The 24425-nt window shown below is 46.8% G+C and carries 23 protein-coding genes and 1 pseudogene; 2 read left to right on the top strand and 22 right to left on the bottom strand.

The window, feature by feature from the left end; genetic code table 11:
- Positions 1–90: 90 nt before the first annotated feature.
- From tkt to KQI_RS0123835, 3 genes are all read right to left on the bottom strand, one after another.
- Positions 91–2136, bottom strand: a complete 2046-nt coding sequence (tkt, locus tag KQI_RS0123825) for a transketolase (RefSeq protein ID WP_010349399.1) — start codon at positions 2134–2136, stop codon at positions 91–93.
- A gap of 357 nt (positions 2137–2493) precedes the next feature.
- Entirely contained in the window at positions 2494–3393 is a 900-nt protein-coding gene (gene purU, locus KQI_RS0123830) for a formyltetrahydrofolate deformylase (protein WP_010349400.1), read from the bottom strand.
- Between the two features lie 16 nt (positions 3394–3409).
- The gene (locus tag KQI_RS0123835; protein ID WP_010349401.1) at positions 3410–4537 is read right to left on the bottom strand and encodes a deoxyribonuclease IV; all 1128 of its coding nucleotides are present in this window, start codon (positions 4535–4537) and stop codon (positions 3410–3412) included.
- Between the two features lie 206 nt (positions 4538–4743).
- On the opposite strand from KQI_RS0123835, the gene KQI_RS0123840 reads away from it, so the two are divergent.
- On the top strand, positions 4744–5658 hold the full coding sequence (locus tag KQI_RS0123840; protein WP_010349402.1) for a TIGR01777 family oxidoreductase: 915 nt from the start codon (positions 4744–4746) through the stop codon (positions 5656–5658).
- Positions 5659–5749: 91 nt separating this feature from the next.
- On the opposite strand, the gene KQI_RS0123845 is transcribed toward KQI_RS0123840, so the two are convergent.
- The 4 genes from KQI_RS0123845 to KQI_RS29695 form a co-directional block, all read right to left on the bottom strand.
- Complete coding sequence (locus KQI_RS0123845; RefSeq protein WP_241764004.1) at positions 5750–6040, bottom strand: hypothetical protein; 291 nt, start codon at positions 6038–6040, stop codon at positions 5750–5752.
- Positions 6041–6047: 7 nt separating this feature from the next.
- Complete coding sequence (locus KQI_RS29020; protein ID WP_241763998.1) at positions 6048–6410, bottom strand: hypothetical protein; 363 nt, start codon at positions 6408–6410, stop codon at positions 6048–6050.
- Positions 6411–6686: 276 nt separating this feature from the next.
- Positions 6687–6908, bottom strand: a complete 222-nt coding sequence (locus KQI_RS29690) for a hypothetical protein (protein ID WP_326117062.1) — start codon at positions 6906–6908, stop codon at positions 6687–6689.
- A 180-nt stretch (positions 6909–7088) separates the two neighbouring features.
- Positions 7089–7310, bottom strand: a complete 222-nt coding sequence (locus KQI_RS29695) for a hypothetical protein (protein ID WP_029390315.1) — start codon at positions 7308–7310, stop codon at positions 7089–7091.
- 189 nt (positions 7311–7499) lie between these two features.
- Between KQI_RS29695 and KQI_RS0123870 the strand changes: the two genes are divergently transcribed.
- Positions 7500–7736, top strand: a complete 237-nt coding sequence (locus KQI_RS0123870) for a helix-turn-helix domain-containing protein (protein ID WP_010349405.1) — start codon at positions 7500–7502, stop codon at positions 7734–7736.
- Positions 7737–7812: 76 nt separating this feature from the next.
- Here KQI_RS0123870 and KQI_RS28225 read toward each other — a convergent pair.
- The 15 genes and pseudogenes from KQI_RS28225 to KQI_RS0123945 form a co-directional block, all read right to left on the bottom strand.
- Positions 7813–7968 (bottom strand): annotated as a pseudogene (locus tag KQI_RS28225) (FHA domain-containing protein); the annotation flags it as partial.
- Between the two features lie 100 nt (positions 7969–8068).
- Positions 8069–8656, bottom strand: a complete 588-nt coding sequence (locus KQI_RS0123875; RefSeq protein ID WP_010349407.1) for a hypothetical protein — start codon at positions 8654–8656, stop codon at positions 8069–8071.
- 271 nt (positions 8657–8927) lie between these two features.
- Positions 8928–10751, bottom strand: coding sequence for a DUF6382 domain-containing protein (locus KQI_RS0123880; RefSeq protein ID WP_010349408.1), 1824 nt, complete (start codon positions 10749–10751; stop codon positions 8928–8930).
- Between the two features lie 64 nt (positions 10752–10815).
- On the bottom strand, positions 10816–11328 hold the full coding sequence (locus tag KQI_RS0123885; protein ID WP_029390316.1) for an A24 family peptidase: 513 nt from the start codon (positions 11326–11328) through the stop codon (positions 10816–10818).
- 28 nt (positions 11329–11356) lie between these two features.
- Complete coding sequence (locus KQI_RS0123890) at positions 11357–12337, bottom strand: TadE/TadG family type IV pilus assembly protein (protein ID WP_010349410.1); 981 nt, start codon at positions 12335–12337, stop codon at positions 11357–11359.
- On the bottom strand, positions 12306–14522 hold the full coding sequence (locus tag KQI_RS0123895; RefSeq protein WP_010349411.1) for a hypothetical protein: 2217 nt from the start codon (positions 14520–14522) through the stop codon (positions 12306–12308). Before KQI_RS0123895 ends, KQI_RS0123890 begins: the two co-directional genes overlap by 32 nt.
- A 32-nt stretch (positions 14523–14554) precedes the next feature.
- Complete coding sequence (locus tag KQI_RS0123900; RefSeq protein ID WP_010349412.1) at positions 14555–15223, bottom strand: TadE/TadG family type IV pilus assembly protein; 669 nt, start codon at positions 15221–15223, stop codon at positions 14555–14557.
- Positions 15223–15414: a Flp1 family type IVb pilin gene (locus KQI_RS0123905; protein ID WP_010349413.1), complete on the bottom strand. Its 192-nt coding sequence runs from the start codon at positions 15412–15414 to the stop codon at positions 15223–15225. Before KQI_RS0123905 ends, KQI_RS0123900 begins: the two co-directional genes overlap by 1 nt.
- Before the next feature lie 13 nt (positions 15415–15427).
- Complete coding sequence (locus KQI_RS0123910; protein ID WP_010349414.1) at positions 15428–16306, bottom strand: type II secretion system F family protein; 879 nt, start codon at positions 16304–16306, stop codon at positions 15428–15430.
- Positions 16307–16318: 12 nt separating this feature from the next.
- Positions 16319–17116 carry a type II secretion system F family protein gene (locus tag KQI_RS0123915; RefSeq protein WP_010349415.1) on the bottom strand — a complete coding sequence of 266 codons (798 nt, stop codon included), beginning with the start codon at positions 17114–17116 and terminating at the stop codon, positions 16319–16321.
- Positions 17113–18360: a TadA family conjugal transfer-associated ATPase gene (locus KQI_RS0123920; protein WP_029390317.1), complete on the bottom strand. Its 1248-nt coding sequence runs from the start codon at positions 18358–18360 to the stop codon at positions 17113–17115. The genes KQI_RS0123915 and KQI_RS0123920 overlap by 4 nt, the downstream gene beginning before the upstream one ends.
- A 24-nt stretch (positions 18361–18384) precedes the next feature.
- A complete protein-coding gene (locus KQI_RS0123925; RefSeq protein ID WP_010349417.1) occupies positions 18385–19542 on the bottom strand; it encodes an AAA family ATPase in 1158 nt (385 codons plus the stop codon).
- A 515-nt stretch (positions 19543–20057) separates the two neighbouring features.
- Positions 20058–22385, bottom strand: a complete 2328-nt coding sequence (locus KQI_RS0123935; protein WP_010349419.1) for a histidine kinase — start codon at positions 22383–22385, stop codon at positions 20058–20060.
- Between the two features lie 223 nt (positions 22386–22608).
- Entirely contained in the window at positions 22609–23496 is an 888-nt protein-coding gene (locus KQI_RS0123940; protein ID WP_010349420.1) for a metal ABC transporter permease, read from the bottom strand.
- Positions 23493–24422 carry a metal ABC transporter permease gene (locus KQI_RS0123945; RefSeq protein ID WP_029390319.1) on the bottom strand — a complete coding sequence of 310 codons (930 nt, stop codon included), beginning with the start codon at positions 24420–24422 and terminating at the stop codon, positions 23493–23495. Before KQI_RS0123945 ends, KQI_RS0123940 begins: the two co-directional genes overlap by 4 nt.
- Positions 24423–24425 lie beyond the last annotated feature (3 nt).

Raw genomic sequence — 24425 nt, forward strand, 5'->3', positions numbered from 1 at the left:
TTTTAAAATTGTCTTGCAAAATCTTGGTTGTATGAAACAAACAGCCGTAAGACCTATCTCAGGTTACGACTGTTTGTTTTATATGTTGTTTTATTTCAACAAAGCTTTTACACGGTCAACCACGTTCTCTACCGTAAAGCCATATTCCTTAATAACGCGGTCGCCAGGAGCAGATGCGCCAAAGGTGCTGATACCGAGAATGTCGCCTTGGTCGCCAACATATTTATCCCAGCCCATTGGGTGCGCCATTTCTACGGCCAGACGAGCTTTCACTTCAGGCAGCAGAACGGAATCTTTATATGCTTTGTCTTGTTTTTCGAACAGATCCCAGCTTGGGAAGCTGATAACACGTACTTGGATACCTTGCTCCGCCAGTGCTTCCTGTGCTTTAACAGCCAGTTGTACTTCGGAACCTGTAGCCAGAATTTGAGCAACCGGCTTGCCGTCCTTCGCATCTGCAACGACATAAGCACCGCGTTTGATACCTTCACGTGCATGCTCAGCAGTAGCATCCAGAATTGGCAGGTTTTGACGAGTCAATACCAGTGCAACCGGGTTTTTCTTGTTTTCAAGCGTGTAAGCCCAAGCAGCAGAAGTTTCATTGCCGTCAGCCGGACGAATGACCGTCAGGTTCGGGATAATCCGCAGGGAAGCCAATTGTTCGATCGGCTCATGGGTAGGACCATCTTCACCCACAGCAATGCTGTCGTGAGTCAGAACGTAGGTTACAGGCAATCCCATCAGGGCTGCCAGACGAACGGCCGGACGCAGATAATCCGTAAATACAAAGAATGTACCGCCGAATACTTTTACACCTTGATGCAGCGCCATACCGTTCATTGCAGCAGCCATACCGAATTCGCGGATACCGAAATAGATATTACGGCCGGCATAATCTTCTGGCGTAAAGTTCGTCAGATTGTTCAAGTGTGTCATCGTGGAACTTTCCAGATCGGCAGATCCGCCTGTCAGGAACGGTACGTTTGGTGCCAGTCCATTCAATGCATTACCAGAAGCTACGCGCGTCGAAACCGCTTTGTCTCCAGCCGAGTATTTCGGAAGATCGCGGTCCCATCCTTCTGGAAGCTCGCCGCTGACTGCTGTTTCGAACTGGGCTGCCAAATCAGGGTGAGTTGCTTTGTATTTCGCGAATTGTTCATCCCATGCTTTGTTCGCCGCGATACCGCGTGCTTTTACTTTAGCAAAATGCTCACGAACCTCTTGCGGTACATGGAAGTCCTCTTCGTATACCCATTTGTAAAATTCTTTAGTCAGTTTGGCTTCTTCTGCCCCCAGCGGAGAGCCGTGAGTACCGCCGTGTCCACCTTTACCTTGTTTGTTCGGGCTTCCGTAGCCGATAACTGTTTTCACTTCAATCAAGGTAGGACGTGTGGAATCGCCTTGCGCTTCTTCAATTGCTTTTTGGATCGCCGGAAGGTCATTGCCATCCTCTACGCGCAGCACTTGCCAGTTGTAAGCTTCAAAGCGTTTGGCAACACTCTCGGAAGAGGACAAGTTCAGCTTGCCGTCCAGTGTAATATCATTGGAATCGAACAATACAATCAGCTTGCCCAGTTGCAGACGTCCAGCCAACGAAGCCGCTTCGTGGGAAATACCCTCCATCAGATCGCCATCACCGCAGATTGCATATGTGAAGTGATCCACAACTTTAAATTCGTTCTTATTGTATGTTGCAGCCAGTTGAGCTTCAGCCATTGCCATACCAACGGACATAGCCAAGCCTTGTCCCAGAGGTCCTGTCGTAGCATCTACACCAGCGGTGTGTCCAAATTCAGGGTGACCTGGTGTCAGGCTGCCCCATTGACGGAATTGTTTCAGTTCTTCCATAGGCAGATCATAGCCGCTCAGGTGCAGCAAGCTGTACAGCAGCATGGAACCGTGTCCTGCGGACAGTACAAACCGGTCACGGTTAACCCATGTAGGATGGTCCGGATTATGATTCATAGTTTTAGCAAAAAGTTGGTAGCCCATTGGTGCGGAGCCCATTGGCATACCAGGGTGTCCGGAGTTTGCTTTCTCGATGGCGTCAATTGCCAACGTACGAATAGTTGTGATGGACAAATTGTCGATCGTGGAGTTTTCATCCTTTTGAATCGCTTGATTCTGGTCAGTCATGGTTAGCCTCCTCATATTGTTAAAAAGTATGCCCATTGCATTCGGTCATGCTCTCCAATACCGCCGTCCAATATGGAAACAGCGCCTCTTGGAGTGAGTGAATCTGCTTGAATGTTTCAATATGACTTATACACTCTTAGGTATTGTACCATTTGCCGTAAAGGTTTACCAGATCGTTTATAGAGATGATTGTCGAAATGTGGTACAGAGTCTCATATCAATATACCCGTTATGTATTAACCTCATTTAAAAAATGATAAAAATACGAAAAAAAATCAAAAAAAACAAAACCCGTCATATCGACGGACTTTGTTTTATAAAAAGTGTATATACAAAAATTGATTATAGATTTAAAGATTAGTTAAATACGACCGTTTTGTTCTCATGAACCAGAATTCGGTCCTCCACATGCCACTTCACGGCTCTAGCCAAAACGACCCGCTCAATCGTGCGACCAATTCGTTTCAGCTCATTTACATCATCTCCGTGGCTCACCCGCTGCACATCCTGCTCAATGATCGGGCCACCGTCCAGTTCCTCGGTTACATAATGCGCGGTAGCGCCAATAATTTTCACCCCGCGATTATACGCTTGGGCATATGGCTTGCCTCCCACGAACGCAGGCAGAAAGGAATGATGAATATTAATAATCCGGTTGCGGTAATGCTCAATAAACTTGGGTGAAATAATCTGCATATACCGGGCCAAAATGATAACGTCGATGTCGTCACCAATGACCTCCAGTTGACGGCGCTCCGCCTCCGGCTTGGTATCGGCTGTTACCGGAATATGATGATACGGGATGCCAAACGATTCCACATACTCTTTCATATCCAGATGATTGCTAACCACCAATGCAATATCTGCGTCCAGATCCCCGGCCTGCCATTGCCATAGCAGTTCTACCAGACAGTGATCCTCTTTGGATACAAAAATGGCCAGTTTTTTCTTGCGGCTGACCGCAGAAATCGTCCATTCCATACGGAATTGCTCAGCGACAGCCACAAAGTCCTGCTCCAACTGCGGCTGGGCTGTGCTCAAATTCGGCAGATCAAATTCAACCCGCATAAAAAACATACCGCCGGACGGGTCCATTGTATATTGGTCAGATTGAACGATATTGGCCCCATGCTCGTATAAAAAGCGGGACACGGCGGCTACAATACCCGGCCCATCAGGACAGGATACGAGCATACGCGCACGGTTTTCATGTGCAGATAAAGTGCTGTTTGGATGATGTTTTACGTGAAGTTCCATGTGGCTACTAATCCCCCTATACTGTCACTGGCAAATGACTGCCGGCAAACCAGGCAATCAGCCGTTGATTAATGTGTTCTTCACTCAGCTCTGGAAAGAGCGCTGCTTCCGTGATCATGTCGTACAGACGCTCCAGCGGCTCACGTGGATCGGCTTTTCTTGCTTTGGCATCATTTTTCAGCAGAGTCCAGGTGTCCAGCACAAATTTCCGCACATCCACATCCTGCTTTTTGAAGAACGAATGCAATTGCTCGACCTGACTCAAAAATTCATCTCCAAAGCGCTCCTTCACATTTCCGCGAAGCAAAGCAATTTCAACCTCATACATCGGACGCTGAGTTTTGGCTTCCTTCCCGATCCATGGCGTTTCCAAAATAAATGGACGCCCTTGAAGCGCTTCATGGTGCACCACATGATGAATGGTCTGATAGCCGATCCAGCCCGATCCAATCGGAGTATGACGGTCTTTATGAGCGCCGACCGGATTTTTACTGTCATTGATGTGAACCACTGCAATGCGATTCAAGCCAACAATACGGTCAAATTGCTCCAAAACACCGTCCAGATCGTTCACGATATCATAGCCCGCATCATGAATGTGACAGGTGTCCATACAAACCGTAAGACGCTCGTTGTGCTCTACTTTATCTATAATGGAGGCAATTTCCTCGAAGCTGCGTCCCATTTCGGTGCCTTTACCCGCCATTGTTTCAAGCGCAATGTTGACATCTGTTTCCTTCACGCCGTTCAGTACCTCGTTCAGACCATCAGCAATACGCCCGATTCCGTACTCTGCATCTTTATCGGTAAAAGCACCCGGATGCAGCACAATATTTTTCACACCAATCGCGTGTGTACGGCGAATTTCCTCCTGCAGGAAGCTGACCGCCAGTTCATAGGTATTTTCTTTATAGGAACCGAGATTAATGATATACGGGGCATGGACCACGATATCCTCCATCCCTTTTTCAGTCATTAACTGCTTGCCTTCTTCCAAATACATGGATTCCATCGGCTTACGGCGCGTATTTTGCGGTGCCCCCGTATATATCATAAACGAGCTGGACCCGTAAGAAGACGCTTCTTTTGTAGCACTGAGCAGACCCTTGTCCGAGAAGGACACATGAGAACCAATTTTCAGCATGATCCTGATTCATCCCCTTATCCTTATTTCCTGTTATGCTTGTCTTAATTTAATTTAATCATTTTAACGTGATTATTGAAATCAAACAACATAGCTTTTATGGCAGCCCGATCGGATGTACTTATTCGAATGAATTTTTTTTCTTGAAAAGGGTTATATTCTATAACATATATATTTATTTGCGAATCGGAAGGAGAACTGACTCCATGAACATCATCGTATGCGGAGGCACTGGATTGGTAGGAAGTGCGCTGGTCAAAAGCCTGCTAGGCGACGGATATACTGTGAAGGTCATTACTCGCAAGCCGCTGGTAGGTCACGAATCAAGTCCCCGCCTGCAATACATGAGTTGGAATGAATTGAAACAAAGGCCTGAATTACTGGAAGGTACAGATGTGGTCGTTAATTTGGCAGGCGAAACGCTGAATCAACGCTGGACGGACAAGTCCAAACAAAGAATTCTTCAATCCCGACTATTATCCGTTGCCAAACTGGCTCAAGCACTAAATGCGCTGCAAAAAAAACCGGAAGTTATCATTCAGGCATCAGCTGTTGCCGCATATGCTACTTCCTTGACCGAAACGTTCGATGAAACAAGCCCGCGTCGTTCGGAAGATTTTCTTTCTCAAGTGGTCGAGCAGTGGGAAGAGGCCGCTGGCGCCTACCCATCTGATTCCCGTTTAATCAAGCTGCGTATTAGCCTTGTGCTGGATAGAAAAAAAGGGGCTTTTCCACTGATGAGATTGCCTTACAGATTCGGGTTTGGCGGCAGAATAGGCAGCGGTCATCAATGGATGAGCTGGATTCATATTGAGGATATCGTTCGTCTGATCACATACTGCATCCATACAACGGAGATCGTCGGTGCAGTGAACGCTTCATCACCCTACCCAGTGACGAACGACCAGTTTGGGAAAACTGTGGCTCAAGTATACCACCGTCCGCATTGGTTTCCCGTTCCAGGGATTCTCGTTCAAAAGCTGCTCGGTGAGATGAGCACCCTTGTCTTGGACGGCCAAAAAGTACTCCCGCGCAAAGCGCTGGAGCACGGATTTAAGTTTAACTATCCTGCATTGAAGGAAGCGCTGGAGGAACTCCATTCTCTTCAAAAGCAGCGCTAAAACGAAAAGAGGAACTCTGGGATGGTAATATCTCTACCAGCTTAGGGTTCCTTTTTAGAGCATTATCTATTTTAATACAATACTATTTAATTTAATTCATATGAACCATAGAACCCTTCTTTATTTCTTTAATGTGTTCTGATTCCTGTACACTAATACCAATAAGCGGAAGGTTAGCTATGGAAAAAGAAATACTGATATCTAATACGTCCAGTTCGCATATTGTTCCATCTAATTTATCAACTTGTATTTTTGAACCTATCAATTTTTTTAACTTCGTATGATCCTGATTACCTAATCCAATATTAGTTCCGATTAAAACAAACCCTTTATTTGGGGTTTTTATAATATTATCCAATTTCATGATTTCCAAAAGAAACATCTCCATTCTAGCGTTCATGTATGAACAGTAGATCTTTAACTTCCCTAATTTTGATACCTTCGTTTTTTAATCTAGTAATCCCATCTCTTAAAAGCATAATTCTTTCTAATTGAGTTAAATCGGGGGCGAATCTTGCAGCACGGATACTTGCTTGTGCTTCGTCCAATGCAAAATTCCTAGTTATAACGTTAAACTCTTCATCCATAACTTGAAATGACCTTCCTGCAAGCCCTGCTTCATAATGTCCAACAACTTCATGTGCTATCGTTCCTTGACCAGTAATCCGACTATTAGCTGCCAATTTACCTATGGCATTTAGAAGGCAAGACATCTTTATATAAGAAAGAGTATTTCTTTTTACCTGTATCAAAAGACTTAGCCCTGAGTATCGCAAACAGTCATTCACACGTTCTTTTCACAAGAAGAATAAGCAATCGAAGGCTAATCCATTTACCGTCCCAAGTCTTGAGAAAAAGTTTACCGTCAATGAGTCTTCCGGTTTTGTACATAGATAAGCTCCTTTACGGAATAGAGAGATTGTTGAATGCAGGCTTAAAACTATTTATTTGGGGTAGTTAGATGTATCTTCCCTTTATGTAGGTTATAGAGAGGTTAATATCCAGACGCCAAACCTCTTGTTTCATCCTCAGCACGTTTCTATCGCCTGAATCAAAGTTATCAAAGGTTTCTCAAGTTTATAATGAATGGCTTTTTCACACGTACCACCAGCAGCTTCCCACTCCCAAAACGCAATAATGTCAACGGGTTCAAGGAAATATAAAGTTAAGGCATTCACTGGATTTGCAGTGTATAGTTTCATAAACTCTTCGTCTAAAAGTTGATTATACGTAAGATATTGCTCTTGCATCGCTCCTAGGAGAAAAAGTACACTTTCCTCATTCACATTAGTAATTCGATTAACAAAAGCATTTCGTCTTTCAACCGTATTCAGTATAATTTGTATAGCATTTCGAGTACGCGAAGCATCAGAAGTAATACTGAGCATATTAATTAGATCATTAGTAGTGAGATCAGGATTAAATGGGGCTTACTCTATAATATACGTCCATTTATCGTCGCTTCCATTTTGAAATACTCGAATAGCATCGGAAACGTTATAGCCAATCGTTTGCCATTTTCGATTAAGCACGTCAATAATGTGATAATAGTACAACTCTGTTTCTCCGTTGCCTACTTCCTGTCCCCAGACCTTTTTCATACGAACAATGTTTTTAATATCTTGTTTATTGAATTTTTCTTTTAAAATCATAGGTGTCATCTCCAGTTCTATTTTGGTAAAATGTCCATAGCAAAGCTAAGGGTATGTTGTACATCCCTTTACTAAAATGTTATAATCATTTAACGACCATGAACATTAATTGATCATATAAACAATATGAGACTATATACATCTGTTGTCAATAGTAATTCAAAATATTCTTGGAGGCTATCAATTGTCATGAAGATTAAATTCATATTAACCTGTAACTTAGAAAGAATACTTAAAGAACAGAATATTACACCTTATAAACTCTCAAAAGATACCGGCGAGAGAATCGGAACGATATATAAATTAGTGAATAATCAGGGGATGGATAATTCACGCCTTTCAACTTCATTACTAGCCAATATCTGTGGATATTTAGGAATTACTTTAGGGGAATTATTTGACGTTGTTCAAGTGGAGACGGAATAACCTCCTATCTATTAAAATGCAAAAGAAGCCCATAACATTAATAGGCTTCTTTTTTATACATATCAAACTATTTCACTCAAGAGGCGTTGGTGGAAGATTTAAAAGAGTCCGGTCTATAAGCGTAGGACACTCCGGCAATCTTAAAAGTGTCTCCATCATTCAGGATGTATTCCTTGTATGGCACCATCGCCTCTCCATTCAGAACAGTTCCGTTCGTCGAGGACAAATCCTTGTCACAATTCATTGTCAGTTTCTAGGGGAAAGTAAAGATGAATGACAGAAAAAATGAAGCGGGGCAATCCAAAGAGATTACCCCACCCTAACCTAACGGATTATTCCAAAACGTAGGAAATAGTCATTTCAACAGATTTATAAGAAAGGCTGCCGAACCATCTATCTCCGGTAATACTTGCAATGTTTGTTCCATAGACCTGTGCTGTCCATGTACCACGTGCTTCCTGATCTAGAAAACTTGCTCTCTCAGTCATTCCGCTGGGCTTCCATGCAATAGTAGCAGATTTGCCGCTAGGAGAGGATACATTCAACGTAGAAAAAACAACCGCCCCCAGCATATTTCTATTGTTGTTGTTGATGATTCCTCTTCCTGGGTCAATCTCAATCGACTTTACCTTGGCATTAAGAGGCAATGACGTAAACCGGAAGCTAACCGGATCGGAATAACCGCTTTTGCCGGGGGCTAATGCCAACCCTAGGCTTTTGCTTGCACTCACTGTTCTACTGCTGCTGGAAGCATTGGGAGCGGCACTTAACTGTACATCCACTGTCTGTGTATAGACAGTTTCACCAGCCGCATTGGTGGATACCTTAACATTCGGCTCCGCTGCAAATGCAGTCACGGACATTGCGGCGCTCATGGATACCGCCAGTAACATTACACCTAAACGTTTTTTCATGCTCATACTCTTTTACCTCCAAAAAATATTATTAAGGTGGTATGAATTGCTATCCGAGCATAAAGACCTATTTTCAAAAAGGGTGACGTTTTCTAGTAGAATAGCAACAACCCCTTGTTAATATTATCGGTAAACAATTGGGATAAGTCAATTGTTTCCAAAGATTTTTTGGTAAAAATGGATTAAATTTTAATATTCCATCCTCTGCGACCCTATTAAACTGCAAAAGAAGCCCATAACATTAACAGACTTCTTTATACATATCAAACCATTTCACTCAAGAGGCGTTGGCGGAAGGTTTAAAAGAGTCCAGTCTGTAAGTGTAGGACACTCTGGCAATCTTAAAAGTGTCTCCATCATTCAGGATGTACTCCTTGTATGGCACCATCGCCTCTCCGTTCAAGATAGTTCCGTTCGTTGAGAACAAATCCTTGACGATATGGCCTTGCCCTCCTGCATCTATACAAAGCTCAATATGAGAGCGGGATGCTCCTTCCGTATGCTCTACAAATTGGACCAATTGCGGCTCTCTTCCGATGAAGAAGCTGCCTGCAACAAATTGGTCCGATTGCAATTGGATGTGCTCCGTCGCTCCACTTCCCGGTGCCTTGCGCTCCAGACAGGCAATCGGTGATTGCTGAATGTGTGGAATATGCACTCCCTGATCTGCACGAAGCAGCACCGTTTCCTGCCTCGATGTAGCATGTAGCAGCTCCGTCATACCAGACAGCGACTTATAATATGCCTCTCTGGTATCACTGGCCTCCAAATCATTCCTCCGATCCGCACCTATCCCCTGCGGCTCGTGCAAGTCGTCACGTGCAGAAGCTGCGTCTCTTTCTCCCGCATCCCGGCTACCCATATTTTCGGACTCCGGGTCAGGAAAAGACCATCGCCAGCTTTCCCGTCCTTGATCACTTGGATTGGAAGAGCGTTTATCCTTATTCTGACGTCCTGCTACGAATCCGGTTAGCTTATCAACCTGATAACGATCATTTTTCCGCTGTGCAGGAGAAGCAGCGCCAAGCCATTCCGAATCCAATACAGGTACTGAATCAGTGTAGATATGAGACGAAGCACTCTTACGCCCCCATTTTCCCGTCCAGCTTATATAAGCAACGGCTGCGAGTACCAAGGTCAGTATAACGGAAATGATCAACGGTACGGTCTCAGAATGATCCAAATAAACGTAGCGCCACACAATAGCCGAAGCGAGAAGACAGCCTAAAGCAATGTACGTTTTATACTTCTGCAACGTAGGCTCCGTTTCTTCTATTTCTACATCTAACTCGTCATTCTCCTGTGTCTTCACGGGCGGCTTGAGCGGCTTGAGCCGATTGATCCGTTTAAGCTCCTGAATCTCCTGAAGCGTCTCCCGATTCTCTTGCCCATACATTCCACCACATTCTGAATGATGGCGCAATGAGGACAGGTCATCACGGCTTCCTTGAGACACATTTGGGATAAAGGCGTTCCTATTATAACCTTCTTCTATCCCCTCACCTGGAGCGCTTACGCTCCCTGCACTAGCCGTCATCCCTTGCAAAAGCAGTTCCTTCAACGATCGCAATTCAAACTCACTTCTATCACATAGCTCAAGTATGCGCTGCATATTTTCTCCCTGAAAGTGAGCTACCCGAGTCATCAAACGAATAATCATCTGCTTAAATTGACTGCCTGCTTGTCCTTCATACAATACGGCCTGTAAAGGAATATAGGTTAAATTGGCAGCTTTTCTTGAACCTGAACCGTCAATAAAAATATAGTCCTCATGCAAAATAAACTGCCTTATATCAAGCATATATTGAGGGCTGCGATGAAGGGCATCTGCCACTTCAAACAGAATCCGATAAAACTCAGAAGTCGAAATGCCCCCGCCCTTCCATATCTGTGAAAGCATGCGTTGACCTGAAATATCGTAGTGCAACTCAACCTGAAAATCGACTTCCTTTATTCTTAGTTCCAGAAGACCGGGAATCCGATTGCCAGTCATCATTCCGGTCTGCACGGAATTTAAATCATCAGTTTTGAGTCCGCCTTCCTTGTTCAAAATCATAAATGTCCCGCTGTTCCGGGCAAAATCCCTGCTTAAACCAAACAATTCATGACCTCCTTAGCATTTTCCCGATCTCCATAAGGCAGCATGATCTATCCAGGCAGGCATGTCATGGCAAAAAGTAAAGATAAGCACTGATCGCTCCCGGAATGACTGCGGTCATAAATGGAAACCTGAGATGCGCTTCTCTCCCGCTGGTCAGCACCTTGCCGCTGCGAAACAGAAAAAATCCCCCCAAATTAAAAGCAACGCGCCGTAGTCTCATGATGGTTTCCCTCCGCCATAGCAAGATCCCGATACCAATAATACCTGCAAAAAAAATTGAATACAGAGCCGATTGCCACGCAAAAGCAGCACCTGTCCAGGCTCCAATTAGGCCAAATAGCTTCACATCTCCTGCACCTACAGCTCCTATCCAATACAAAATCAGCATGAGGCCAAATCCTGTCCCAAGTCCAGCAGCAGCAAATACAAAACCATGCCAGCCTTCAAACACCGTATTGAACAGCAAACCTGTGACCATGCCGGGCAGCGTAAGCTTATTAGGGATTTTCATACTCCGTAAATCGGTGACCAGCGCAATCGCCAGTAAAACTCCACATACAATATACATCCACATCAATGCGACCTTCCCCCTACCCGTTTATTGTCTACTCCACGGAAAATGGAACCTCCATACGTTGCCCATCCTCCGTTTCAATCACAAAACTCCATTGACCGGGTGTCGTGTTTGTTCCCACAAACCAATTCCATTCAATCATTCCCTCCGCATTAGCAGAGGTCCAGCCCAAATGCTGGGCCGTGCTTTGACCCGACTTATAAAGTACAGAAAGATTAGCAGACGTTCCGGGTTCAATCTTGGCTCTGATCAAATTGTACACACCCTTCACAGCAGGCTCTGGCTTGACAAGCAACTGTATGGAATGCTGTTCATCCTTATCATCTGCAGCATCTCCTGTACCTGTTCCCTCGCCTGTGTCGCCGATCCAAAGGCGCTCCTCTGCCGCCGCCTGAAGCACAATGCTGCGATACAAAAATGGGACCTTCATCGGCAGTTCATAAGACAGCTCTAACCTAAAATAAGGGTCCTTGGTTCCTGTAAGAGAAGGCACATGTACACTCGTTACATGAATACGGCCGTACTCCAGAATACTTGCCTCCATAAAAGGCTTTAGCATCGGCTTCACAACAGGATCAAGTGCTGCTTCCGTCAAGCGCCCCCGTAGCTCCTCCATCGGCTTTTGAACCCCCTGCACAGCGCTATCTAGCCAGTCGCCAATCGGAGGCGGCAGCTGCTCAGCGAATTTGCTTGCATATTCACTCACAGATAGCTTGGGCAATTCATCCAGCGGTTCGCGGACTGCATCTATTTTCGTGGATGCCGCATCTACCGCGAGAGATACCGGGTAGATTTTAGCTGAAACCTGCTTAACCGCTTCTGAAGCGGTGGTCTGCAATGCCGTGGACACCAGCGTCATCTGAACCATATAAATGAGAAAAACAATAAAAAACAGAAATAACGGCAACACCAGCGACGCTTCTACAACAATGCTTCCTTGTTCACACCGCTTCTGCCCACAGATCCACTGCAGATCCCGATTAATAGGAAAAATGCGCTGTTTTCGTAACATAGTACACACTTCCCTTAATACTCTCGCCTTCCTTAGAAGCAGTTCCGAGCATCCCCATTACCCCAGGTAAAAACCACAGCCGCATCCCGTTCTTGACCTCACCCTTTGCATAGGTTTGTCGCTCAGCAGGATTGACATCTGTATTCAGGCGGATCAGAGCAAGCATACGGGACATCTTTCGTTCATTATCGCTATGAAGCATCAGAAACAATCGCAAATGATCCTTGTACGTCATTCGAAATTTTAGAAAATCAGACAAAGGCACATATCCCTTTTGCGCCAGCATAATCATATCTTCAATCGCCTTTTCTACCCCATATAACAAAGCCGCCGCCAAAACAACCAACGGATTTCCTTTTGAGCTGTTTTTGACTAGTCCCTCCATCGTACGTATGGCAAGTCTCATAGTGAAAATTTCACCATAAGCGGATGCCAGATTACCCGTTGGATTATGGAACCCGTACAGGATGTACTCAACCTCCTGATTACTCACCTCCAGTTGATCTCCCAAAACCTGCGCTGCATTACCCACATTTGCACCTGATCCAACTAAACTGCCAAATCGGCTAAAATCCACATGATGAAAATAAGAAAGCGCATATTCGTTCTGGTAAAATTCATCCCCCAGTTGAGTCAGCAAACCGGATGCAGCCCCATATAAACCATCCATACTATCCATGGAGGCCCCCGCCGCATCATAGGTATCATAGGATAAATCAGCGGTTACAGATGGACCGGATGTAGACTGATTAAATGCAATACTTTCACTGTAATACTGCTCCAGCTTTTGGAACTGTTCTGCACTTTGTTTACCTTTGGAAAGAACCTCAATGATCCGATAAGCTTGCTTGAGCTTGTTTTTCGCCTCTTTTTCCATTTTCTTGCGTTCTTTGTCAGGTCCTCGTCGCGTGTCCAGCATTCTGGCTTCGCTGTCGAGTACATTGGCGGCTCCCGGCCAGACATACGCATTCAAGTATTTGTCTATCTCCTTGAGCGCTGAGGCGACTTCCTGCTTGAGCATATCTGCATTCAAAAATGGGTCTGTATAAAAGGATAACGTGCGCATCATTCCTGTCAGTCTGTTGTTAACCGTATTTATAGCAGTTCGTTGCTTTTCGATTTCTGCTTCCCATTGCTCAAATTCCTTATCGGGAATCAATAGATCCTCCGCCTTTTGCCGGGCGCTTCCTACTGAAGGATCAGCATTGGAGCCTTCTCCGCTGGGAGTAGGTGCAGCAGAAACCTCATCGTAGCCTGCATTAGCCGCTCTCTGCTTATACTGCGCAATGACTTTACGCATCTCTTCATTAATCTGCCGAGCCTCATTTAACGGTTCTTTGGCTTCCAGAAGCAGCTTATCATGCTCTTCTCCAGCCTGAACCATGGCCTGACGAAGGCGGTCAAGCGCTGATCTCGCCCTTCTTGAGTATTTCTCCATCTGCATGATTTTAACGTCATCCACGCTTTTCTTATTATCCTCATACACATGCACGTAATGCTTATATTGTGCAGCAATATCGGCTACAACCTCGAGCGAGTCCCAAATATACTGATTGGGTATATATGCGCCCTGCTGCTTAATAATCCGTTTGCGAACCTCTTCCATACGAGCCCCAGCCTCACGCTGCTTCGCCAGCATGTCATCCAGCTTGGCCTCGCGTTGGTCATACAGCTTTTGCAGCCGTTTCAGCAAATCAACCGTATGAGAAGCCTCCTTCATATTTTGAGAGAGCGGCTTCAGCTTTTCGAGCACTTCAAACGTAAAATCGACAGGCGCTTTATACTTCATCTCTTCACGGATCTGCTCATTAAATATGGAATATTTACCAAGCTCTCTTTCCATTTGCAGAGAACTCGAATCCAGCTTCGTATTCATAAGCGGCAGCGTTTCCGCACGTGCTGTACGCTTGGTGCTGTCATTCAGCACTTTGACCATGATTTGTTGTCCGTCGCTTTCACCATAAGCAAACAGACCGTACTCCTGTTGCAATACCGGATCATAAGCAGACATTACGGAACGAACTGCCGCATGAGTCAGACGCTCGGTTTGCACATGGAGAGCAGCAATTCTCGCATAATCAATAAAGACAGCAATAAAGCCAAACATGACAGCCAAAATCAAAATTAAGAAGACCGTGACAGCACCTGACTCGCGATCCTTTGTATTACGTTTCTTTCCAAACACCCGCTTCCCCCTTTCCAGTCCATTCCCGGTCCTTACTTACCGTTCTGGCCAAATTGCATCAACACTTGTCCCGCACCTGCCGGATCTACCTTTTTGCCTGAGCCTCTGCCCATAAACTTCGCACCGTAATACCGGACCAGTTCCACCGTACGGATCCATTCCACAGGCTCAACCACACCCGAGCTCATTTTCCCTTGTAAATCCGTTGGGTCCAGAAACTGATTCAACAAAGGCACTTTCACGATCTTATTCAGCTCCGTTGTCACCTTGCGGTGAATCAGACTGTTCTCATATGTTATCTGTCCGTGCATACCCGCAGGCATTCTGCTTTCGGCATTGGATAGTTTCTGAACAGGCAATGAGCCTGCCACACTGCCGTCAGGCACCTGTACACTTTCCAGATGATTAGCTCCGGCCCAGCCAAATAAAGCACCCAGCATGACATCATCCTTCAAACGCCAATAAAGCGAATCCCGTTGTCCTTGGGCAAAAGCTCCTGTACGCGGGTCCCTGAAGCTGTTATCCCAACTGTAGGCAGCTCTCTCCGAAGCGGTAGAAGCGACCTGCACCAAAATAGATTTTTGATATATGTACAGGCAGAAAAATAACATCACAAAAATAATCAACAGCAGAACGGGAAAGACGAGGGACGCTTCTAATGAGAAGCTCCCGTCCTCTTTTTGTACCAATTTGCGCAGCATTATGAATCCATAAAATCGTTACTTTTTTTATCCGCCTTTTTCAGCAAACCTTCTACAATCTTCTTAATCTGATCCTTGAAAATAATGGCCACTGCAATCAGAATTGCAATGATCAGAATCATTTCCAACGTACCCAGACCGTCCTCCTCCTTGTACAATTTACGGATACCGCTTGTTGCTAATGTCAACATCGTTTCATTCCTCCTACATATTCATCATCATTAAAGCGGGAGCACCCACCAGCACGATAACCGTCAGCAAAATCAGCGCCATCGGGAATACCAGCTTAGATGAAGCCTGCTCCCCTCTTGTCCGGCTAATCGAAGTCCGTTTGCCCCATAACGTCTGGGACAGCTCACGTAACGCCATCACGAAATCGCTCCCGCCACGTCTCATATTCAGCAATACCGTTGTCGTAAATACCGTCACTTCCTGAATACCGCAGCGTTTGCTTAAATGTTCAAATGCCTGTTGAAAGGAATATCCGCTTTCCCATTCCCCCACAGTCTGCCGCAATTCCCGGTACAACGGATGTATCGTATCCGCCCCTTTGCGCTCCACACAATGAAGCAATGCCCGTTGTACCGTCTCGCCTGCACCAACCAAAAGCATCATTTTACTCAACAGTTCAGGCAATTCCAATAGAATTTGCTGATCCCGTTTCTGTACTTTCCCATGCAAATCCTTGGTCAACGCGACTGGAACCAGCACACCCATTCCCAAACCAAGCACCAGTCCGGTTGCATCTCCGCCCATGATCAGCGATATTAAAGCTCCACCAGCGACCATCATATATCCGTAGCAGAGCATTTCTGCCAGAAAAAGTATCGTTTTTTCTCTGCTGTTCCGCATACCATACAGCTTTTGCACCGAACGCTGGAGCTTGAACACCAGCACAGGCAGCCTATGAGTGACACGCGAAACATGAATGATGTGTACAAAAGGAACCGAAAGTCGTTGCAGCCGCAGTCCTTCCAGCTTCATACAGCGAAAATGTGCATACTGAGCATCATGCATCCGGTTCAGCACCACCCAACCTCCCACTTGCAGAACCAGCATGACCAGACAAACCAACATCACCATATCTAGCACTCCTTAGACTTCAATCTTCATAATGTGGTTAATCCACACGAGACATCCCCCAAGCACCAGCAGACAAAGGGTGGACAGAATCATCCCTGTACCGCTGTATAAAGGCATCATGTAGTCTCCTGCAGTCATTGTCATAAACAGTACAAACAAAAAAGGAGCAGCAAACATAACTCTTGATTCAAAACGTTTTTGCGCAATCATCACACTGATTTCTTGTTGAATTTCCAGCTTCTCCCCTATGACACTTGAAGCTCGTCGTACAACCTCCACCAGATCACCTCCGGTTCGTTTGCAGGCCGCAAATACATCTGCAAAATTCGTAATATCCTCCATCTGAGCCCGATGGGCCAAATCCTGCAAAGCGGTCTCCACAGGCTGTCCGATTTCGAGGCAGGCTGTAATAATATTAAATTCAAAAATCAGATCGTGATCTCCATCCGGACTAAGCAAACGCAAATCCTCCACAGCCTCACGAAAACCATTCTCTACCGACCTCCCCGCCGAAAGAGAAGACGAGAGTGAATATAAAGCCTGTTTAAATTGGATGCTCAGAGCAGACCTGCGTCGTTGCAGCAAAAATTGCCTGTAATAACGGGGCATCGCCAGAGCTCCGGCAGCACACAGCAACGATAAAATCCATTGGTGATAAAATAGATAGCCGATCATTGCGAATAGCACACCACTGAAGAGAATGCACATACTTTTTTGCATTGTCGTTAATGTGTATACCGTATAATCAGGCAGAGAAGGGACCTGACGGGATGCTTGCTCCGGCTTCACAGCCACTTTTCCTGTCTTCATACCGATGCTTCTCCCCTATGCCAGCTTTCCGGCTTTATTCCGGCCATTTGCAGCTTTAACGTATGATGCAGACCTTCACCACACCGTTCCAGCGCCCCTATGATTCTCCCGTTACTTTCACCGCGCTCCTGAAAGCGATAGAGCGGATTAAGCGTCACCTGATCGTTTTCAAAGCCAATTACTTCACTAATTTCCAGTACCCGTCTGGATTTGTCACGGAGCCGTGACAGATGCACGAAGATATCAATGGCCGAACTGATCTGCTGCCGGACTACACCCAGCGGAAGATCGGCCCCGCCGAGCACCATCGTCTCCAGTCTGCTGACCATGTCACGGATATTATTCGCGTGACCGGTGGACAACGATCCATCATGTCCTGTATTCAGTGCTTGCAGCATATCCAACGCCTCACTCCCCCTGACCTCACCTACTACAATTCGGTTGGGTCGCATACGCAAGGAGGAACGAATCAGATCACGAATCGTGATTTCCCCCTTACCCTCGGTGTTCGCGTTCCGTGTCTCCATGGAAACAAGGTTAGGAACGGTCACAATTTGCAGCTCTGCCGAATCTTCAATCGTAATAATCCGTTCGGACGATGGGATAAACTGGGATAACGCATTCAGAAAGGTTGTTTTACCGGAACCCGTTCCTCCGCTTATAAAAATGTTGTATTTGCTGCGTACCAGGTCCTTGAGCATCGCGGCCGCTTCCTCATCCAGCGCGCCTATTCGTATCAAGTCCTCCATCGTCATGGGCCGTTCGGGAAACTTCCGTATTGTCATGGTTGGCCCCTTGAGGGCCACCGGGGGCAGCACAATATTGACGCGTGATCCATCCTTTAGACGGGCATCCACAATCGGCGAAGCCTCATTCACAATTCGGTTCACCCCGGCCACAATTGTCTGGATCAGATCCTCCAGTCGCTCTCGGGACTCGAATTGATCGGGCACCTGAATCACCTCACCTGCCCGCTCCACAAAAATTTCCCGGTGACTGTTGATCATAATTTCCGTAACTGTCGGGTCATCGATTAATGGCTGGAGTACATCCAGCCCACGGAACGAATGAAAAATTTTACGGACAAGTGCATGCTTCTCTCGGGAAGTTAAGCCTGCCAGCTCTGTATCGTGTAAAATTCGATTTTCAATATGCCGGACCAAATCCGCATCGTCTACCGAAGACGTCACATCTAGCCCGCTTCGGATATCCGCTCGCAGTGCCTTAAAATGCTTCTCATTTATGCTCATCAGCCCCTTTACCCCCTTTTAAGACCAAGCGACAGGCGACTGTACTGCACTCTCCACATTCAGCAGCTCGCGACACAGATGGCGGATTTCCCGCTGATAAATCGGTGAACTAAGCAGCAATTCACGATGCTGCATCTGTTTCCATGAAGGAATATACGGCAGTGCTCCGTTTAGGTCCATGAAGTCTCGAGGTAACGAGTTCATCATCGTTCCCATATAACGGTTCACGACAAAGCTCGTTTTGGACAGCATGGTTTCAAACCCTTCGGGCTGTGTTAACTCCAGAACATCCAGCCACAGGCCACACTTATGCATGCTCATTAAATCGTCAGCCAGCAGCCAGATCAGCTTATGACTGGCTTCCAGCACAGCTTGAGCCCGGTCACCATTTTCGGATTCGCTATCTACGATCACTACATCATACTGTCCGCTCTCGGCAATCGTCCGAATTAGCTGCACTGCTTCATCACAGGTCATATCTATTAGCTCCTTGCGATTATAGACAGGCTGAAAAGTATCGGCCTGAATTTCAGGACGATGCACACAATAGGAAGCTACGGAAGAGGGAATGCCGTCACTCTCCGTCGCCTTGAGGTCATATAGCAGCCTGGACAGCCCTCCTCCTTCTATACTGTTAGAACTGCCTGAACCCGTGAACAGCGAGCTTGAATCCACCGTTTCCAGATTCAAATAAAATACGGAATACCCCTCATTCCCCAACTGCTTGGACATATTGAGCGCAGCTGTTGTCTTTCCCAGCCCGCCGGAAGCCGCCAGCATGCCGATAATGATTCCGCCTTCCCGACTGTTTACACTTTGTCGATTGCACGACCGCTGTCTTGCCATTTCCAAAATAGAACCTACCAGCCCGGATAAAGACTGATATTTCAATAACGGTTGTCCGTATTGGCTTACTTCTTCACCCTCATGTAATACCAAACAAGGAATATCGGCAGCTTCCCGATCTGTCCACAGACTCAAAAAAGCCGCTTCACCCACCACGATATCCGGTCTTTTTATTCCGTTCGTTTCCATCATGTATTGACGAAATGCTTCCGGCTGCGAAAATGCCGTTATCCTCAGCCTTCTGGCGTACTCGCTCCCGTGTACATAATTCAGCAGCGGCTCAATATATTCCCGGTCTGCTACAGCCAATACCACTTTTACCGGAATCATGATACCCATCCCCTTTCCAACACAACAACGCAAAAAAGCACCGTTCATCCATCCGTACATACATACGGTTGGTGAACGGTGCTTCCGTCACGCGCATACTATTTATTGGTAGAATAGCATAGCACTTATTATAGAGCAAGTATTTTTTATGCAAATATGATTCCATATTCTTTTTAGAAGCAAAAAGGCAGGGATATACTCCCCGCCTCCCGCTACCTTTATCTTACCAGAATTTGTGGTGACGATGACAGTCATGATGACGATGATGACGATGTTTCCGATGATGGTGACATTTTTTCACAAAAAAGTCTTCATGACACCGATGACGTTTTCTAGGTTTAAACTTAATGACAGTCACCTTAATAATTTTCTTAGTAACGTGTTTTCTTGGTTTATGAATATGACAATGTTTAAACATTTTTAATTCGCCTCCATTTCTTTGAGATAGAATATACTATGGAAGCATTGAACAACCGGAAACTAACATATGACTATTTACGAATGAATTGGGTGATCTACTCGTCTTCTTCCAGCTTGATATTCGGGTCGTAGTCCGCCACGATTAGAACATCCATATGACGCGCTTGACGGAGGATTCTCGGAACGACTGTAACCTTTCCCCAACACTTGCTTCGGGAAGACTGCCCCACAATGAGCTGCGTCCCCGTATATCCTTCCACCGGAGCAATCAGAATGTCGGCAATCTCCCGCCGACTGGAAGCCAGCCGTATTTCGAAGGTTCCTCCCAATCGCTTGGTCAACATTTTTAGCTGTTTCAGACGTGGGGCCAGCCTTTCGGGTATGCTTTCTCCGACATGAACATAAGTTACAATCCACACGGCCTTCAGTCGAAAAGAGATACGAAAACCACGGCGAATCAGCCTTTCAGCATTTTCGCTTAGCGTCACGCCTACAAAGATCACTTCCTCCCTACGCCACGGTCCCCGCAGCGATCCGTGACGATCCCACGATTCCAGCCGCTCATCCACATCATCCGCCAATTCCCGCAGAGCCAGCTCACGCAGCGCAATCAGATTACCTAATTTAAAAAAGTGGCTAAGCGCCTGTTCCACCTTGGCAGGATCGTATATTTTGCCATCACGCATCCGCTGCTGCAACGATTTGGGAGCCACATCCACAAGCTGTACCTCATCGGCCAAACGCATCATATGATCGGGGACAGTCTCTCTCATCCGAATGCCGGTAATTTGTTCTACCGCGTCATTCAAGCTCTCCAGGTGCTGTACATTCATTGTGGATATGATAGAAATACCTTGATCCAGAATAGTCAATACATCCTCATAGCGCTTGGATCTCGGACTGCCGGGAACGTTGGTATGCGCCAGTTCGTCGATCAGCACTACCTCAGGATTACGCCTGAGAATGGCCTCGGTGTCCATTTCTTCCAAATGTGCGCCATGTCGCTCGATAGACTGACGAGGAATCATATCCAGAGAGCCCACTTGTGCCAGCGTTTCCGCTCTTCCATGCGTCTCCAGCAAGCCGATTACAACATCAATTCCGCTCTCTAGCAAATCATTGCCCTCTCTCAGCATCGTGTATGTTTTGCCGACCCCTGGTGCAGCGCCAATGTATACCTTGAGCTTGCCACGCCGAATTTTGGCTGCCTCAGCCTGTGCCTCCTCATCGCTCAAGCGATGATAGGGATCATTATCTCCTTCCTCCTGTCTCATCGTTGGCAAAATCCGTTCACCTTCCTGCTCGGCTCGATCCGCTATCAACAGCAGGTCCATGTTTTTCATCCGTTTAAAAATTCCGTTCACCAGCGATCCCCTAACTAGCTCCTGCCATCGGGTCTGCCGGGAATGTCCCATAACGATCCGGGTAACATTATGCGCCACCGCATAATGAATAAGCTGACGAGGCAACCTTCTGCGGGAAAAAAGCGGGATTTCTTCAAATGCCGATCCTATCTTGTCAGTCAGCTGCACAATGGAGCGCTTAAAGGCCGCTGATTCCCTGGACAGCTTGTGCTTCTGGCTGACAAAGGAGACCACCAGCATATCTCCACCCAACCGCTTGGCGACCTGCTCTCCTCTGCGAACATAAATAGACCCGTTCCAATGATATTGGACAGGCACCAAAATACGCTCGGCGGCTCCTGACGCCCCGTGCAAGCCTAATTCCTCCCGGTGCCGTTCCAGCGAATCGTTCACATCCTCTGCCACTAATCGCAGAGCCAGCTCGCGCAGCTTACCCAGATTTCCCCGGTGGAACATTTCAGGATTGGTCGCATGCATGTAGCCTTTCGCCAGCCGTTCTAAAACCGTCTCCGGTGTAACATCAATCAGACGGATTTCATCCGCCAGCTCCAGCGTATTGACCGGGACCGTGGATGCCGCTTCAATTCCTGTCAGCTGATACACCCACTCCGTAATCCCTTCAAGTTCATAGACATTGACCGTCGTAATGACGCTAATCCCCAGCTCCAGCAAATATTGAATATCCTCCAGTCGGCTTGGAAATCGGGCCCCTACCCGGTTACGATGTGCCAAATGATCTACCAGCACCACCTCGGGATTGCGTTCCACTAGAGCTTCCACATTCAAATCTTTTTGCTCCACACCGTCCTGCATCCAATGAATACTGGGCACTCGCTCCAGCGTGCCGACCTGCTCCACGGTTTCACGTCGCTGCATGGTCGAGACTGCGCAAATCACAACATCAATCCCTTCATGCTGAAGCGATTGCCCTTCCTGGAGCATATGATACGTTTTGCCCGAACCGCTGACTGCACCAATGTAAATTTTGAGTCTGCCCCGGTGCAGTTTGTTAATGGATTCCAGTATTTCCTCGGGTGATTTGCGTTTGAAGCTCTCCATCCTTTGTTCCTCCCTGCAACATGACAGCTCACTTGCGTCCGTTCTTGTCTGGCTGTAATGAATGTACTCCCGTGTTCCAGACAATTCAAGACGAGTTCCGCAGCTTTCCCCGAAAAAATCCGCACAAGCCAGTATACACGCAAAAAAGCGTGGATTCAGGCATTTTCTGCCCATTTGCACGCTTTTTCGGTAAACTTGTATATAAGGCTTCCCGCGAATCGAATCACTTGCTATCCTCGCCAACCAGCCCCCGCTGCTGAAGCCATTTTTGCCAAACTACACCATGAGTTGGAGAAAAAAGAAAAGCTAAAAGCAGCAGCACTCCCGATACACACAGCATACATGCCGCAATAGAGGCATCCAGCATACTTGCCGTGTAGAAGCCTGCGACCGAACTGATAACTCCAAATCCGACGCTATACACGATCATACGGGACAATTTCTCCGTCAGCAGGTAAGCCGTAAGTGGCGGTACAACAAGCATTCCAACCACCAGAATTGCCCCCACGCTCTCAAATGACGCCACCGTCGTAAGCGATACGAGACTCATCAGCAGATAATGGAAAAAAACAACCGGAATGCCCAATGAAGCTGCCAATGCGGGATCAAAGGAAGTGATTTTAAATTGCTTGAAAAAGCCCCATACCACGAGCAAATTGATTAAAAACATCGCGCCTGTAGTCCATACAGCCCTCGGACCAACATCAACGCCAGCAATCTCAAGCGTATTCCACGGCACATATACAATCTCCCCATACAGCACGTGATCCATATCCAGATGAACATTGGAAGCAAACACACTGACCAGCAGAACGCCGATGGCAAACAGTGTAGTAAACACTACGCCAATAGCGGCATCACTTTGCAGACCACTTTGCTGGAACAGCTGAATCAGATACACCGTTAGAAGACCCAGCACGGCCGCACCAAACATCATCCATACCGAATCCCTGGACCCGCTGATTAAAAAAGCAATAACAATCCCCGGTAGCACCGCATGGCTGATGGCGTCACCGATCATAGCCATTTTCCGAAGCACGAGAAAGCAGCCGACAATGCTACATCCCCCTGCCACAAACATTCCCGTCAAGATCACATAAAATGAACTCATAGGGCACGCTCCTTTCCCGGCTGCGTCCCGACTGCCTGCTCCAGATTATGTCTGGCATTCAATCGAACGATAGCCTTGGAAATCACTCCGCGCTGCGGCGCAAAAATCAGGCTCACACCAAACACCACCGTCGCACACAAAACGCATAACGGTCCTGTAGGGAGATTCTGCCCCAGAGAGCTAAGGAGTGTCCCACCAAGGCCAGCTATAGCACCGAACACGCCTGATAGGCACACCATGACCCCCAGCTTCTCTGTCCAGTATCTTGCTGACACGGCCGGGGTAATCAGCAGGGCCGCCATCATAATGACACCCACGGCCTGAATGCCAGCAACCACCGCAATGACAATCAGCAGCATCAACAGCTTATCCAGCAGCCCCGCTGGAAAACCAAGTCCGCGAGCAAAGCCGGGGTCAAAGCTAAGCAGCTTAAATTCCTTGAAGAACAATAGGCATATCCCGATCAGCACCACCGAGATTGCAGCCATCGTATAAACATCAGACAATACCATGGCCGCAGCCTGACCAAATAAAAATTTATCCAACCCGCTTTGGTTTCCCGCGCCACTATGCTGAATTTCGGTCAACAGCATAATGCCGAAACCAAAAAATACAGACAGCACCGCCGCTATCGCCGAATCACTTTTAATTCGCGAATACCGGACCAGCGCACTAATCGCAAAAGTCGCAGCAACGCCTGCAATGGCAGCTCCAATCATAAATCCGAACACGGATTTCGTACCCGTAATCATAAACGCCACGCATACCCCAGGCAAAGCTGCATGTGCCAAGGCATCTCCCATGAGCGACTGCTTGCGCAAATACATAAAGCTGCCAATCACGCCGCTGCTTAACCCGAGCAAAATGCAGCCCAGCAAAATCCACTGCATATTCGGATCGGCCAAAAGCGTAGCCAAGCTTGTCATCCC

This window comes from Paenibacillus peoriae KCTC 3763, from assembly GCF_000236805.1.
In the GTDB taxonomy this organism is placed as follows: Bacteria; Bacillota; Bacilli; order Paenibacillales; family Paenibacillaceae; genus Paenibacillus; species Paenibacillus peoriae.